Source organism: Dyadobacter sp. CY347, assembly GCF_021502655.1.
GTDB lineage: Bacteria > Bacteroidota > Bacteroidia > Cytophagales > Spirosomataceae > Dyadobacter.
Map to the genome: position 1 here is coordinate 57,674 of NZ_JAKFFT010000004.1, position 14,303 is coordinate 71,976.

Sequence of the window (14,303 nt, forward strand, 5' to 3'; positions counted from 1 at the left end):
GATTAAATACCCGTGCCAGCTCACAGGCCTGTTTTGACTAACTTAATCTGGATGTCTTAATGGCAAAAACCCATTCTTCTCTTTTACAGACCGGACAAACAGCCCCCCCTATGGATAATTTTTCAACATTTCCGCAAAAAGCGCAGGCATGGACTCCGTCTTTGAAGATCTTTTTGCTCTTTGCATTATAAAGGTCCGGCAGCAGCGGCAGACCGTATTTAACCTCATTGTCCGGGTAAAAAAAGACACTTACTTCTCCTGATGGTTCCAGGTAGGCGCTGGAAACCTGTCCTAGATGCGAGATGCTTTTCACACGCAGTTCGGAGAAAAATTCATCTTGCGCCAGTGTTTCCTTCTTAAACGCGCCAATCGAAAACCGGCCTTCATGAATCAGACAAACCGTTTTTCCTTCAATCAATTTTTCAAACCAAACACTTTTTCCCGTAAGCCAGGTCACAAACCTGTAAAGCATGATAATGGTGGTAAATACGACCAGGGCGGGAATAACACCCACATCTTCATAGAACATCGGGTCGCCTGCCGCAGAGCCTAATGCAATGATTATCACGGTTTCAAAAACAGAAAGCTGCCTTACTCCCCGTTTGCCGGTAACCCGGAGCGCAGTCAAGAGAATTACAAACATGATCATGGAACGCACCACCACTTCCAATAGGAACTTGTAAGGCAGGTCGTTCATCAGAAACCTTTCCAACTCAAAAATCTCTTTCATGCAATGCTTAATAACGAGGTTTACGGGCTTTGGACTTCTGGACCAATTAGTGAATTAGCTCCTTTCGACAAAAAAAGATGCTACCTGACCATCTTTATGGCAAAGTAACATCTTAATCCGAACTATTGATCGCTGCGCTGAAAAATGGCTTAATGTGCCATATCATCTTCTTCCGGATGATGCACAATCAATGAGCTGCGTGTGTCCAGCTTTTTGATCATTTCATTGGACATTGCATCCGCGTAAACGCCGTAACTGCTTACCAACGTGCCTTTTAGGCCATCTTTTGATTCAATGGCATAAAGGATCGACATGTCGGAAGGATTTGTCATTCCCTCGAAGCGGTACACTTTAATAATGTCAAAATCTTCCGGCGAAAGCGTCAGGCAGATGCCATCCTCTTTGTGCAGTTCCAATGCGTGTGCGGTCATATTGAAATCATATGTATAACCCTCTGCCTGTAAATCTTCAAGGGTTTCAATGAGCGTATCGGGTTCGTCCATATTCTTATTGGACGGACGCCTTTTCTGTTCTTTATCCTGATCTGAGCCTTGCAAGTCCATAATAAATTGGTTTAAGGTTAGTATTTCTTTTAGATGCCCGTCTTCCATGACATCGATTATTTTTGTCGTTTGAAAGCCGAAGAATGCTGCGTCATGTGCAGCTGTTACAAAACGGCTGAAACTGATAGTGATGTTTGACTTGTATGCACGAAAAAATTATGCCTTGCAGCGTCACTGCCGGTAAATTGTGCCTGCTTCAATTAATGCACAGATTTCTTCTAATCGTAGTAAAATGAACACGAACATTTTGAGGTGCTTTGACCTCAATTTGTCAAAAATGTAGAATGCAGCCCGTTTTTGGGATTACGGACGATAAGTAACCTGCCCGGAGTTATAGGCCGCAAAGCAGCCCAACCCGCCGCTGATGTTGCTATAAATCAAAGACGGTTCAATGAACGGATTGTCCGAAGTTCCCCGCATTTCCAGTGACCGGTGATATTTGAAATAATGGACGTCGGTGTTGTAAATTTCCAGCATGACCATGGCAATCTTTGCCTTTGGATACACCGTGAATTTGTTGCCGTTTCCATAATCGTAAACGATTACATTGGGCAAAACCGTGCGGCCAATGGGTGAGGTGAATGCGGCACCGTCGAGATTTGCGTCGCTCTGGTAATCATTGCGGCCAATGGTTTCGTCCCAGTTGAAATTGAAGCGGTTTTTCACCCGTCTTTCTTTGAATGTTTCTGCACTGAAACCTTCTGCAACGCTGTATTCCAGATCAACCGAGCTCCTCACGCGGTAATAATTCGTGTCGCGGGAAGCATCTGTCCAGCTCATTTGAACGGTTAATACCGTATCCTGCTCAAAAATGCTGCTCGAAAAGGAAGTGTCCAGCTTATAGGAAGTGGCCAAAACCTGCCCCGCGGGAACAGTGCAAACGCCCGTGGCTACGCGGCTGCCGTCGGAAACGAAAAGTGAATAAGTTTTTCCTGCAATGATGGGAAAAACACTTTTGTCAATGCTGTACAATGTGCTTGCAGAATCAAATGGAATCTCAACTTCTTTTATTCCATCAGAGATCTTAACCAATGCATTTCTTACAACGCCACCCGAGTTTCCGGATTCTGTAAATAATGGAACAGATTCCGTCACTACCACATTAATGTAAGCAGACTGCGGCGAAATGAATGACTGCACGACCAGCTTGGATTCTGTTCTCGGCAGCTTATCCGCAGGAATATCCGTAATCAGCGATTCGCAGGCTGAGAAGCAGATTGAGATAAGTAAAATGATGATATGATGCAACTTCATGGCGGCGCAATTAGAATTTGAAATTATAGCTGAAATACGGAAGGACTGGGAATAACGAGTAACGTTTCAGCGTGTTTTTGTTGTTGACGCCGGCTCCCGTATCTGAGTCATCTGCGTCTATGTCATAGAAAAACGGATTTCTGCGGTTATAGACATTGTATACGCCAAATTCCCAGGTCCGTTCGTGCCGTTTCTTCTGTTTACGAAATTGAATGGCGAAATCCATCCTGTGAAAAGGCTCCGCACGAAAACTGTTCTTTTCTCCATATTCGCTCACCGTCGGCCCGTTCCAGCCGATGGCCGGTTTGCCATTTGGATTTATTCTGGTGATAAAATTATCGCTCACGCCTGTGTAGGTTGCGATGGGCAATGTTAATGCATTGCCTGTTCCGTAAACCCAAGTGGAAGAGATGGTTATGCGCTTGGTAAGCTCGTAGATTCCCACCACAGAAAGATCATGGCGACGGTCGTAACGAGGGAAGAATGTTTTACCAAAATTCAATTCCGGGAATTTCCAGTAAGTCCACGACAGTGTGTATCCCACCCAGCCCGAGAGTCTGCCTGTTTTTTTCTGTATTAAAAATTCGCCTCCGTATGACCAGCCTTTTCCGGCGGTAACATTGTCTTCCCAGCTTAACTCATTGGCATTCTCACCATTAATGCTTAAAAACGACGATCCTTCTTTATAATTAAGAATGTGATCCATGTCTTTATAGTAGCCTTCCAATGTCAATGTAAGCGCAGGCCGTTCAAGATCTTTGGCAAAACCAAACGCCACTTGCTGCGACTGCTGCGGCGCAACGCGGTCGGTTGTGGGCACCCAGAGATCCGTCGGCAGGCCTAAACCGGTGTTGGAAAGCAAATGCACATACTGGTTCATCTGGGCGTAAGAGGCTTTTACCGAGAAATCCTTTGCAAGCCTTAATGCCGCCGAAAATCTTGGCTCTGGCCGGATATAGGTTTTTGTCTGGGTTTGAAATGCGCTTAACCGGAAGCCAGCATTCATTTTAAGTGATTCAAACGGCTGCCAGGTGTCTTCCACATAAGCTCCGGCCTCAAATGTATTGATCGGCTTAACAGATCTTTCGATGGGATTATCAATAAAAGAACCTTCGATAGCGAGTGCTGAAGGGATAAATTTATGCTGCGTAACCTGCGCCCCAAACTTGATTGCGTGCTTGGCAGACGGGTAAAAGTCAAAATCGGTTTTCAGACCAAAATCCCTGATCCGTGAATCGTATTCCAGGCTAAACTCATCCTGGACTGTTCCATCGCCATTAATGTCCTTGGAATAACTGGAAACGCCGAAATTGAAATTGCTGAAAATGAACGATGTGTTAACGAAGAGTTTCTGGCTCAGCAAATGGTTCCAGCGCATTGTTGCCGTTGCATTGCCCCAGTCGAGGCCGGCCCTTGTCTCGGAATCGGCACTTTTTTCTTCTGCATAAAATTTATCTCTGCCAAAATATCCGCTTACATACAGCTTGTCTTTCGGGCCGAGATCGTAGTTCATCTTGGCATTAAGATCATAAAAATAATAACCAGGTTTTACCTGGCTTTCGTCCCCTTTTTGCGATTGCTTAATGAATGGCGAAGCCAGGAGATCAATGTAAGTTCTACGTCCTGAGATCAGGAATGAGGATTTTTCCTTTGAAATGGGCCCTTCTAATGTTAGCCTGGATGATATAAGCCCGATCCCGCCCTCGCCGTGGAGCTTGTCCTTGCTTCCTTCTTTCATATTCATTTCCAAAACCGAAGAAAGCCTGCCGCCATAGCGTGCCGGGAACCCGCCTTTGGTCAGCTCCACACTTTTTAATGCATCACTGTTAAATATGGAAAAGAAGCCAAAAAGGTGGTTGGCATTGTAAACAACCGCATCATCGAGAATGATAAGGTTTTGGTCGGGCCCGCCGCCGCGTACGTAAAGTCCCGTTTGTCCTTCGGTTCCTTTCTGAACGCCCGGCATGAGTTGGAGCACGCGTAAAACATCTTTTTCACCAAAAAAAGCAGGCACTTTTTTCAGCTGCGCAATCGGGATTTCAATCTGGCTCATCTGCACCGAGCGGCTTACATAATCCTCCTGCCGGCGCGCAGAAACGACCACTTCGTCCAACTGGTTAATGGTCGCCAAAAATATGCTCAGTTCCAGGTTTTTAGCAATACTAACCTTTAAATCTGTTTTTTCGTAGCCTACAAATGAAAAGGAAACCATTGCGCTGTCGCCTGCCGGAACAGTCAGCGAGTAGAAGCCGTAAGTATTGGTAACCGCGCCGTAAGGTGTGCCTTCAATGTATACATTAACCCCTGGCAACTGCTCCTGGCTGCCTTTTTCCTTCACAAAACCGCTGATTGTCACGCGTTCCTGAGCGGAAACGGCCATGGAAAACAGCAGCAATGAGACGACAAAAATAAAACGCATGGTCAGCGGGCTGGGTAATTTTTGTAACGACTCGTTCGACGATAAAGTATGGATCATAGTAAAGGGTAAAATACGCAATGGACAAACCTTCCGCTTAGCCGTATATACTCCTTTTTGTGGCTGTTGGATCAAATACGGATGCTATGCTTTGGCCAGACCCCTGTTTTCTAGCAAATACTTTTCGTCGGGCATTTTCCCCCGGAAAGATTTATAAAGTGCAGCAGGCTCCTCTGTGCCGCCTTTTTCAAGGATATTTTTCCTGAATGAAAGGGCGGTTGCCGGGTCGAAAATGTTGCCGGTTTCTTTAAAAGCCGCAAATGCGTCGCTATCCAGCAATTCTGACCAAATGTAGCTGTAATAACCCGCTGAGTAACCGCCTGCAAAAATGTGCTGAAAATAAGTGCTCCGGTAACGCGGCGCAATCTGCTTGATCAAACCCATGTCCTGCATCCATCCTTGTTCAAATGTATTGGGCTCAATGCGCTTTTCCGGCCAGAGAATGTGATAATAGAGGTCTAGCCTGGAAGCCGCCAGATACTCCACCGTAGCAAAACCCTGGTTAAACTTAGAGGCATTTTTCATTTTGGCAATGGCCTCGTCGGGGATCGTTTCGCCGGTTTGGTAATGTTTTGCGTAAAATTTCAGGACTTCCGGTTCGAAGGCCCAATGTTCCATGATCTGGGAAGGCAGTTCCACAAAGTCACGTGGGACCGAAGTGCCGGACAATGTTTCAAATTCCACATTGGACAGCAAACCGTGCAGCGCGTGGCCAAATTCGTGAAAGAATGTTTCAACTTCTTCGGCAGTGAGCAGAACAGGATGTTCACCAGTTGGTTTGGCGTAATTGCAAACAATGGACACGATAGGCGCAACGCGCTGGCCATCCTTAATGCTTTGCTTGCGATAAGAGGTCATCCAGGCGCCGCCTCTTTTTGAATTTCGTGTAAAGAAATCCATGTAAAAAATGCCAGTAAGGTCACCATTTGCTTCCCTTACTTCATAGGCCATGACATCTTCGTGGTATTTAGGAATGTCCCTGATCTCTGTGAATGTTAACCCGTAGAGGTTTTGGACAACTTTAAAAATGCCGTCACGAACATTAGCGAGTTGGAAATAAGGCTTTAAGGACTCGGAATCGTAGTTGTATTTTTCCTTTCGCACTTTGTCGGCGTAGTAAAACCAATCCCACGCTTCGAGCTCATTTGCGTCGCCTTCTTTGTTCATCAGTTCCTGCATCTGCAATGCTTCCGATTTCGCCACTGGCAATGCCGCATCCCATATTCGGTCCAGCAGATCCAATACATTCAGGATCCTTTTGGCCATACTTTCCTCCAAAACATACTCCGCATGATCCGAATATCCCAGCAAACTGGCCCTCTTGGCCCGCAGCGAAGTAATCTGTACAATAATTTCCTTATTATCCAGTTCGTCGTCGTGGTTGCAGCGAGTGATATATGCGTTGTAAATTTCCTCCCGGAGCGCACGATTTTCGGCATATTGCAGAAAAGGCATCACGCTAGGCTGATGCAATGTGAATTTCCAGCTGCCTTCTTTTCCAGCTTCCCTTGCCAGTTGTGCAGCATTTGCTTTGATGGACTCAGGTAAGCCTGCAAGTTGAGCTTCGTCATGAATGAGGAGTTCATATTTGTTGGTCTCAGCCAACAAGTTTTGCGCAAAACGGACTGTTAACACCGACAATTGCTTATTAATGTCCCGCATTTCTGCCTGATCTGCATCACTTAAATTAGCGCCGCTCCGGACAAAAGCCTTATACGTTTTCTCCAACAGGCGTTTCTTCGCTGCATCCAGACCAGGCGTATCCAGCGCGTCATTGATTTTTTGGACACGCTGAAAAAGAGCTGGATTAAGGAAAATATCGTCGCTATGCTTGGACAATCTTGGTGCAATTTCTTTCGAAAGCGCTTCGATTTCGGGGTTCGTATGGGCCGACGCCAGATTGAAAAATACCGAACTAACCTTGTTAAGCAGCTCGCCGGTGCGTTCCAGTGCAATAATGGTGTTTTCAAAAGTCGGCTCCGCTTCGTTCGAATGGATTGCCTCAATGCTTCTTTGCTGCTCGGCCATGCCTTGCTCGAAAGCGGGTAGAAAATGTTCAGGTTCCACCTGATCGAATGGCGGAACCTGAAGTGGGGTGTTATATGGCGTTAAAAAAGGGTTATTAGCTTGCTGAGACATATTGATATCAAATGTTTTTCAGCTTGCAAGTTATGGTTTCAATAAAGCGCCTGCAATGTAGTTTGCAAGATTATTTCACACCCTTAACCTTCATTTTCAACCCGTAAACGGCAGTTTCCGCGGTTACAAAAAGCAAATCATTGTTTTTTCCTCCGAAACAAACATTTGCAGTCCAACCATTATGGATCGGGAAGTGAGCGATTTGTTCGCCTGATTTATCAAAAACAGTAACGCCTTTGCCCGTAATATAGAGATTTCCTTCTGCGTCAAGGATCATCCCGTCGGAACCTTTGGGAACGAAAAGCGTCCGGTTGGTTAATGTTCCGTCTTTTTGAATGTCGTATTTGTAAGTTTTATTGTCACCAATGTCCGCAACATATAATGTCTTGCCGTCTTTTGTGCCGATGATCCCGTTTGGCTTTTTGATATTGGCATCAACTCTTGTCAGATCCTTGCCATTTGGATCAAGGTAATACACGTGTTCGCCATCCTGCTGCATTTTTGGATCACGCTTCCAGTAATCCCTTTTATACAAAGGGTCTGTCAGATAAATGCCACCCTGCGGATCAATCCAGAGGTCATTAGGGCCATTCAAAAGCTTGCCTTCGAAGTCTTTTACCAAAACCGTTGGTTTACCATTTTTATCAAAAGACCAAACCTGGTTGTCTTCATCCGAACAAGCCACCAGATTCCCTTTTTTGTCAAAATACATGCCGTTTGCGCGGCCTGCTTTGTCGGAAAAAACTGAGAATTTGCTCGTTTCCGCATCCCAGCGGATGATTTTGTTGTTGGGCTGGTCTGTAAAAAACACATTCCCATCCTCATCGGCAACGGGGCCTTCTGTAAATTTGTAACCGTCGCCAAGCTTCTCAACCTGTGCGCCCGGCGCAACTATCGATTTTGAATCCATTATCTGTGCTGAAAGTAAAGCCGGGAAGAGCAAAGCCACCACCCCGGATAAAATTGAAAAAAAACCTATCGACTTTTTCATATCAAAATAATGCCGGATGAAGTTTGCCCGGTTGCTGTAAAAGTAGGTGGGGGATGGTTAGTTACTTATGTTACTTGCGGAGGTGCGACGCGATGGGCTTTATAAACAGAGTAAAGCGATCCATAAGTCAATGGCTTAACAAATCTAACTCACTAATTTTGTCGAAATGCTTTCGGTTAAGCGTGTAAAAGAGCGTATCATTTGCTATGGCAGTGGCTGCTATAAATAAATCTGCTTTGTCTATTGCGTAACGCCTTCTTTTTAGATCTTGTTGAATTTCGGCCGCGTAATGAGCTGCTGAGCTGTCAAAGGAAATGACAAGCACTTCGAAAAGCATGCTTTTCCGGAAACTTCTCTGATCGGGCGTGGCACCTGTATAAATCTCAAACTCAGTAATACTGGAAATCGCTATTTGTTCAAAGCGATCAGCAATCTGTACTAGTTTAGAATTTGATTTGTCTTTTTTTCGGAAATAGTCGATTAGAACACACGTATCAATCATCAAGATTTTTTCCGCCATTGATTGATCGATTTGCGGGTTTCTTCAATAGTTTTAATCTGCTCGTCAGAAAACACCGGGCCGTTCAGCAACAATTCTGTAAGCCTTGACCGTTTTGGCTCCGGTGTACTTTCTGCGGCAAGCTCTTTTTGAAGCCGCGCCTTCTGGGTAGGTGACAGTTGTTTTACAATCGTCACCAATTCTTGAAATGGAATGTGTGTTTTTGCTTTCATGCCCAAATATAATATTTATGATTCAATCAGGAAGCGAAGAATTTTTCTCACTATTCTTTGAACTTGTAACTTTGTGACACCGTCAAAATCGTTTAAAAAAGATTCAATAGATTCCTCGGTAGTCAAATGATCTACGAGATTTTGAATAGGTATCCTCGTTCCTGAGAAAACCGGAGTGCCACCTAAGATTTCGGGATCAACTGTGATTGCGCTGCTTTCAGGCATCTCACTTGCAAGAAAGGCTTGTGCTCGTGCTTCAAATCTCTTCCTCGTCTCTGATCCAGGTTTCCCATATCGAACCTGCAACCAGTCGTCGGCGGTTCTAAACTCTTGATATGACTTTGAGATATTAAAGGCATCTTTTGGTATCGCATTTATCTCTGATAGTATTGAGTCTTGTGATTTGTCCTCCCGTGAATTGTTTTCAATTGGTAAGGGCCTAATACCCAAGCCCTTTGCTCGCTTCTTCGTCATGGTTTCTATACGTTCAGTTAATTTTCCCAAATCTCCAACTGCGGACTTTTCTGTAATTCTCCCACAGGTTCTAAAATTAGTTTACCATCTTCAAAGTGGACCTTAATGTGCTCCCCGTGATCAAATCCCAAATCTTTCAGCCACTTGCCACACAGCTTAATTTCCGGAACAAACTTGCTATTCCATTGAGAGCTTCTTTGGAACTTTGAATAGATTTTTAATTGGCGTGTCCGTGCTTTGTATAATGTCATAACATTTGTTTGTCGTAGTGATGTTTACTGTAAAGATAAAGGATCAGACGAAATGTCAACACTTATGATGACAAATTTTTCACAACAATACGGCAGCTTGTGCTGTGGATAAAATAGAGCTTCAAAAAATTGTAGGTAAAAGAATTATTCAGCTCCGGATAGAAAAAGGATGGAGTCAATCCGACCTTGCCCGGGCTTGTGAAAAAGATAGGCAATCGATTGAGAGGATAGAAAATGGTAGGGTTTCGCCATCTCTTTATACATTATATGAAATTGCTTTGGCGCTGGAAGTTCGCCTGGAGGAGTTGGTCAAATTGTAGTTTGAAGTCTGAAAGACAATATTTGACTACTTCAATCCAGCGACAATTCAATTATCTTCTCTAAGAAATTCTAAAACTCGATAAAAGTCGAGTGCTGAAAGTCTTTATGGCCCTTCTCAAATCTGGCAATGATGCTTTTTTTGCCCCGATTTCGCCGACATGCTGCTCTCTTACGTCAATTTAATTTACCGACAAGAAACGCCTTCGCCTCAATTTAATTTCGCATCGCTCTGTTGTTCCAGGAGCTCCGTGGTAGCAAGTGAAATATTCTTCCGCAGATGTTATATCAAAGTCCTCATCCATCATGATTTTGTTCAAAATATTTTCTATATAATATGCCAGGAAATTCTAATACTCTCCATTATATTCGATATACCCGGTTGTCTTAAATTTTCTAATGTGGTAAGGGGTATAGCAATGCCTTGTAAGCGAGGATAAATTTTGAACAAATGCGATGGCAGCAGCAATCGATTCATCTGATAAAAATACGTCAGAATCTAAAAAACCACTGAGCAAAGCAGAATCGTCACCTTTAAATTTTAAACAGATGTAGCCGTAACCGGGATCGACAAGGACCAAATCGACAATTCTGTTGGCTTCGTGTTCCCGAGATTTATCAAAAAACCTCACTATGATATCATCCCCGCGATTAAATAAATCAAAATCGACTGAGAAATCTTTGTGAACAAACTTACCGTCCATTATGAATAAATTTAGGCCTTATAAAGTGTCGATTATCTCCCTTTCACAACCCTATCAATCTCTCCAAGCAGCGACTTCGCCCCAGTACTATCCTGCAACAATTGCCAGATCATCACTCCGCTAACCTTCTGCTTCGCCAGCTCTGTTTTCTTGCGAATCGTGGGCAGGCCGTTGTAATACACCATTCCGCCATTCAAATGCATCTGATCCTCCTTAACTGAATCTGGATATTGGCGGAGGATATTTTTGTAGGACATGCTTTCCGGGGCGGTGCCGCCAAAGCCGTAGCCGTAGAAGGGAACGCCCAGGGTGAGTTTATTTTTTGGGATTTTTCGTGTTTCAAGCCAGTATTGGAGATCTTCTTCGGCCATGGAGTAGGGGGCATGCGGGCCGGGTTTGTCGGGGCGCCAGGGTCCGGTGCGGTCGTAGGACATGATGTTTACGAAATCGAACTGGGCTAATGCTTTGTCTGTAAATTGATCCTTGTATACGGTGGCGATGGCGGCTGTGATCAGTTTGTTTTGCTTTTTCAACGGGGCTGCAAGATCAGTTACGAAACTTTCGTAATTGGCATCGATTAGTGCGCCTTCGAGGTCGACGTCAATGCCGTCGAGATCATTGTCAACTGCCAGATTAACGAGATCATTGATAAGTTTACTTTTCTTTTCTCCAATTAAAAAAGAAGGATAATATTCCGGAGCGCCGCCGCCGCCGATGGATGCCATGATCCTGACATTTCTGGAATGGGCCAGCGCGGCAACTTCTTTGAGGTTTTCGGTGCCTGTAAGGTTTCCGAGAGAATCGGGGTTAATGAATGCAATGTAGAGATGCGTGATTTTGGTAAAATCAATTTGTCTGGCAGATGCGAGAAGGTCCATCCGGTTTGGCAGATAGCCAATGACTTTAAACTTAGTATCCGCATTGCCGCTGCCGGAAGCGGTGATGCTTTTTTTACTGCAACTGGTATTTAATGCAAGAATCACCATGAAAACGGAGATGCATGGCTTTAACAACTTCGAAACTTCCATGGTGATGCTTGTTTTGAATATTTATTTACCTGCCAACATAATCTTCGCGCCGCCTTTGCGGATGGATTCGTAAACGGCGTCAACTACGATCATATCTTTTAACCCTTCGGCCCCGCTCACATTTGGATCGGGCTTGTTGTTGAGGATAATGTCGGCGATGCCGTCCATTTGCAGGGTTTGGTGCGTGACTATGGGCTGGTTCATCGGGCCATTGTGCGTCCGGCCTTTGATCGGGCCGTAGCTGAATGCCGGGCTTAGCTCTACAAAGCCTTTTTCACCGATCACATAAAGTCTTTCGTAGTTATTGAAATTGTAAGTCGTGCCGCAGCTCGCAACCACGCCGCTGGGGAAGCCAAGCTGGAACATGATGGTTTCGTCCACTTCCTTGAATTTCACCGGATCAGTTTTCGTTTCCTGCGCTGTCACCCAAATCGGCTCTTCGCCGGTGGCATAACGTGCGCCATTTAATGCGTAAATGCCAACGTCCATCATGGCACCGCCGCCAGCCAGTGCTTTTTTCAGCCTCCATTGATTGGGATCGCCGGATTTGAAACCCATGTAATTATTTACATGCATGATCTTACCCAGCTCACCAGCCTCCCGCATGCGGATCAGCTCGCGTGTGTGCGGTTCAAAATGCATGCGATAACCAATGTAAAACTTCACTCCGGCCTTCTCACAAGCTGCGATCATTTCACGGGTTTGTTTTGCATTGTCGGCAACCGGTTTTTCGCAAAGAACGTGTTTTCCGGCAGCAGCTATTTGTAACACATGCTTGTGATGCAGCGAGTTAGGTGTTGTAATGTATACAAGGTCGATATTCGGATTATCCTTAATCTTGCTGACGGTGTCGTAATTGTAAGTGTTCTTTTCGGGAATGTTGTATTTCTTTTTCCAATCTTCAAGCTTCGCCGGCGTGCCCGAAACGGCTCCTACGAGTGTCGCCATTTTACAGTCTTTCATGGCATCCGCAACGCGTGTTCCGTAACTGCCCAGTCCCATGATCGCGACGCGTAGTTGTTTGTCGGCTTTCGGACCGGCATAAAGCTCTCTTGCGGCTGCGGGCAGATCGGTCAGTGCGGTTGCACCAATTCCCAGGGTTAATTTTTGAAGAAAATCGCGACGTGAGTCCATAGTAATGAGTGATAACAAGATTGTGTTTACGAATAAAGCGCTTTCATTAAAGAAGTTACCTGTGCTGGTTTTTTTGATTTTGAAGTATTTTCGGCAGCCTTTTCAAATGTTTCCCTTATCCTCAGTTCCACATCCGGAGTTATCTCTGTGAAAATAAGATCCTCCAACTTTATTTTGAATAGCTTATGAATGATGATCAAGTCATTCATTGAAAAAGACCTGATCCCGTTCAGAAGCTCGGAAGTGTACGATTTGCTATGTGCCAGTATTGCGGATAGGTCATTTTGATTGAGTCCATTTTGCTTCAAATGCTTAATAATTAGACTTTTTCGTTTCCTAAAAAACAAGCGTTCCTTATCAACCTGCTTTTCCGCCAGATCACTTTCGTGCACTTGAGCATCTGTTACCAAGTCGGCATCCGACCAATGTTCAGATTCATACTGAATGACCATGTCTCGAATTTCTTTTCGCAAGGGTTCAAGTTCCGGCTGATCCTTGCTCATGAGCCGAAGTAGCCTCTCACTTTGTATTGCTCTTTCCATTTCAAGCTCTGACGAAATCTTGCCTCTTTCTACGATCTCTCGGGCATCAAACGCTGTTACAGCAAATCCTTGTTTCTTAGCCATTTCTCTATGCTGTTTTTGTTGTTTTTAAATATTCTCTCATACTCAGAGTGAGTTCCCACCCAAACGATACTTGCTTCATCATCTTTGATAACCAGTAACAACAGGGCGCGGTGAATATGGATATCTAGAAAGTAAAAGCCTGAATTTTGCACCTTTTCCGCATCGCTTCTTATTGCCCTGAAATCTGCATCGGATTGCACTCTTGTACTTTCAAGGTCTGAAACTAGTCGATCAATTTCGTCTGATAATTTAGTGTTTCCGCGATTCTTCTTTTTTAGCTTTGATAAAATGTGTTTTCCTAGAAGCTTCATCGACCGATCAAATTTAAGTAAAGTTCTACATAAAGTAGAACTATCTACATGGTATTTATCCTTTTGACGCTGATCTCCGAAAAAGTAACGGTTTCCAAAATTTTTACACAAAAAAGGCCTCCGGGTTTCCGGAGGCCTACTGATTTATGGTTTACGCTTTGATTATTTGACGGTTAGTGAACGTTCTAATTTTTGTTCTGACAGTTTGAAAGATTTTGATTGGATTTCTTTGCCGCTGATGACGTCCAGTTCGTATTTACCGGCATCCATTTGGTCCATGTTTAATGTGCGGCCAAATTTTTGGTTGTCTTTGCTTACCGTTTCGCGGTATACAACACTTCCGGCTTCGTTTTTAAGCAAAATCACTGTGCTCGCGTCGTTGGTTGCTTTGTTAACCAAGACATTGATCTTGCCATTTTTGGTAGGGTAAATTCCTGTTCCGAACGTCGAAGCTTTTTTTGTTTCTTTGTCTTCGGCGTTGGCAGCGAATGTAGAGGCGATCAATGCGAAGGCAAATGCGAAGGTTTTGATTGTAGTTTTCATGGCTATTTTATTTTTATGGCTAATTTTTA

General features: G+C 44.4%; 17 protein-coding genes. 1 reads left to right on the forward strand and 16 read right to left on the reverse strand.

Annotated features, from left to right (window positions below):
* Positions 1 to 37: 37 nt before the first annotated feature.
* The 10 genes from L0659_RS08405 to L0659_RS08450 form a co-directional block, all read right to left on the reverse strand.
* Positions 38 to 730: a DUF421 domain-containing protein gene (locus L0659_RS08405; protein WP_235125391.1), complete on the reverse strand. Its 693-nt coding sequence runs from the start codon at positions 728 to 730 to the stop codon at positions 38 to 40.
* Positions 731 to 879: 149 nt separating this feature from the next.
* Positions 880 to 1,293 (reverse strand): hypothetical protein, encoded by a 414-nt coding sequence (locus L0659_RS08410; protein ID WP_235125392.1) that lies wholly within the window; start codon positions 1,291 to 1,293, stop codon positions 880 to 882.
* Between the two features lie 303 nt (positions 1,294 to 1,596).
* Complete coding sequence (locus tag L0659_RS08415) at positions 1,597 to 2,547, reverse strand: DUF4249 domain-containing protein (protein ID WP_235125394.1); 951 nt, start codon at positions 2,545 to 2,547, stop codon at positions 1,597 to 1,599.
* A gap of 10 nt (positions 2,548 to 2,557) precedes the next feature.
* Complete coding sequence (locus tag L0659_RS08420) at positions 2,558 to 4,966, reverse strand: TonB-dependent receptor (protein ID WP_235126830.1); 2,409 nt, start codon at positions 4,964 to 4,966, stop codon at positions 2,558 to 2,560.
* Between the two features lie 141 nt (positions 4,967 to 5,107).
* Entirely contained in the window at positions 5,108 to 7,162 is a 2,055-nt protein-coding gene (locus tag L0659_RS08425; RefSeq protein WP_235125396.1) for a M3 family metallopeptidase, read from the reverse strand.
* 70 nt (positions 7,163 to 7,232) lie between these two features.
* The gene (locus tag L0659_RS08430) at positions 7,233 to 8,153 is read right to left on the reverse strand and encodes an SMP-30/gluconolactonase/LRE family protein (RefSeq protein ID WP_235125397.1); all 921 of its coding nucleotides are present in this window, start codon (positions 8,151 to 8,153) and stop codon (positions 7,233 to 7,235) included.
* Positions 8,154 to 8,280: 127 nt separating this feature from the next.
* Entirely contained in the window at positions 8,281 to 8,673 is a 393-nt protein-coding gene (locus L0659_RS08435; RefSeq protein WP_235125399.1) for a type II toxin-antitoxin system VapC family toxin, read from the reverse strand.
* Complete coding sequence (locus L0659_RS08440) at positions 8,655 to 8,885, reverse strand: hypothetical protein (RefSeq protein WP_235125400.1); 231 nt, start codon at positions 8,883 to 8,885, stop codon at positions 8,655 to 8,657. The genes L0659_RS08435 and L0659_RS08440 overlap by 19 nt, the downstream gene beginning before the upstream one ends.
* Before the next feature lie 15 nt (positions 8,886 to 8,900).
* Positions 8,901 to 9,359: a DUF433 domain-containing protein gene (locus L0659_RS08445; RefSeq protein WP_235125401.1), complete on the reverse strand. Its 459-nt coding sequence runs from the start codon at positions 9,357 to 9,359 to the stop codon at positions 8,901 to 8,903.
* Positions 9,360 to 9,376: 17 nt separating this feature from the next.
* A complete protein-coding gene (locus L0659_RS08450; RefSeq protein WP_235125402.1) occupies positions 9,377 to 9,610 on the reverse strand; it encodes a SymE family type I addiction module toxin in 234 nt (77 codons plus the stop codon).
* 104 nt (positions 9,611 to 9,714) lie between these two features.
* On the opposite strand from L0659_RS08450, the gene L0659_RS08455 reads away from it, so the two are divergent.
* On the forward strand, positions 9,715 to 9,930 hold the full coding sequence (locus tag L0659_RS08455; protein ID WP_235125403.1) for a helix-turn-helix transcriptional regulator: 216 nt from the start codon (positions 9,715 to 9,717) through the stop codon (positions 9,928 to 9,930).
* Positions 9,931 to 10,278: 348 nt separating this feature from the next.
* Here the strand turns inward: L0659_RS08455 and L0659_RS08460 are convergent, their stop codons facing one another.
* From L0659_RS08460 to L0659_RS08485, 6 genes are all read right to left on the reverse strand, one after another.
* Positions 10,279 to 10,632 (reverse strand): hypothetical protein, encoded by a 354-nt coding sequence (locus L0659_RS08460; RefSeq protein ID WP_235125404.1) that lies wholly within the window; start codon positions 10,630 to 10,632, stop codon positions 10,279 to 10,281.
* Between the two features lie 32 nt (positions 10,633 to 10,664).
* The gene (locus L0659_RS08465; RefSeq protein WP_235125405.1) at positions 10,665 to 11,660 is read right to left on the reverse strand and encodes a glycosyl hydrolase family 18 protein; all 996 of its coding nucleotides are present in this window, start codon (positions 11,658 to 11,660) and stop codon (positions 10,665 to 10,667) included.
* Between the two features lie 21 nt (positions 11,661 to 11,681).
* Positions 11,682 to 12,794, reverse strand: a complete 1,113-nt coding sequence (locus tag L0659_RS08470; protein ID WP_235125406.1) for a Gfo/Idh/MocA family protein — start codon at positions 12,792 to 12,794, stop codon at positions 11,682 to 11,684.
* A 26-nt stretch (positions 12,795 to 12,820) separates the two neighbouring features.
* On the reverse strand, positions 12,821 to 13,420 hold the full coding sequence (locus tag L0659_RS08475; RefSeq protein WP_235125407.1) for a transcriptional regulator: 600 nt from the start codon (positions 13,418 to 13,420) through the stop codon (positions 12,821 to 12,823).
* A complete protein-coding gene (locus L0659_RS08480; RefSeq protein ID WP_235125409.1) occupies positions 13,393 to 13,731 on the reverse strand; it encodes a type II toxin-antitoxin system HigB family toxin in 339 nt (112 codons plus the stop codon). The genes L0659_RS08475 and L0659_RS08480 overlap by 28 nt, the downstream gene beginning before the upstream one ends.
* A 162-nt stretch (positions 13,732 to 13,893) precedes the next feature.
* Positions 13,894 to 14,274 (reverse strand): hypothetical protein, encoded by a 381-nt coding sequence (locus L0659_RS08485; RefSeq protein WP_235125411.1) that lies wholly within the window; start codon positions 14,272 to 14,274, stop codon positions 13,894 to 13,896.
* Between the last annotated feature and the right edge of the window lie 29 nt (positions 14,275 to 14,303).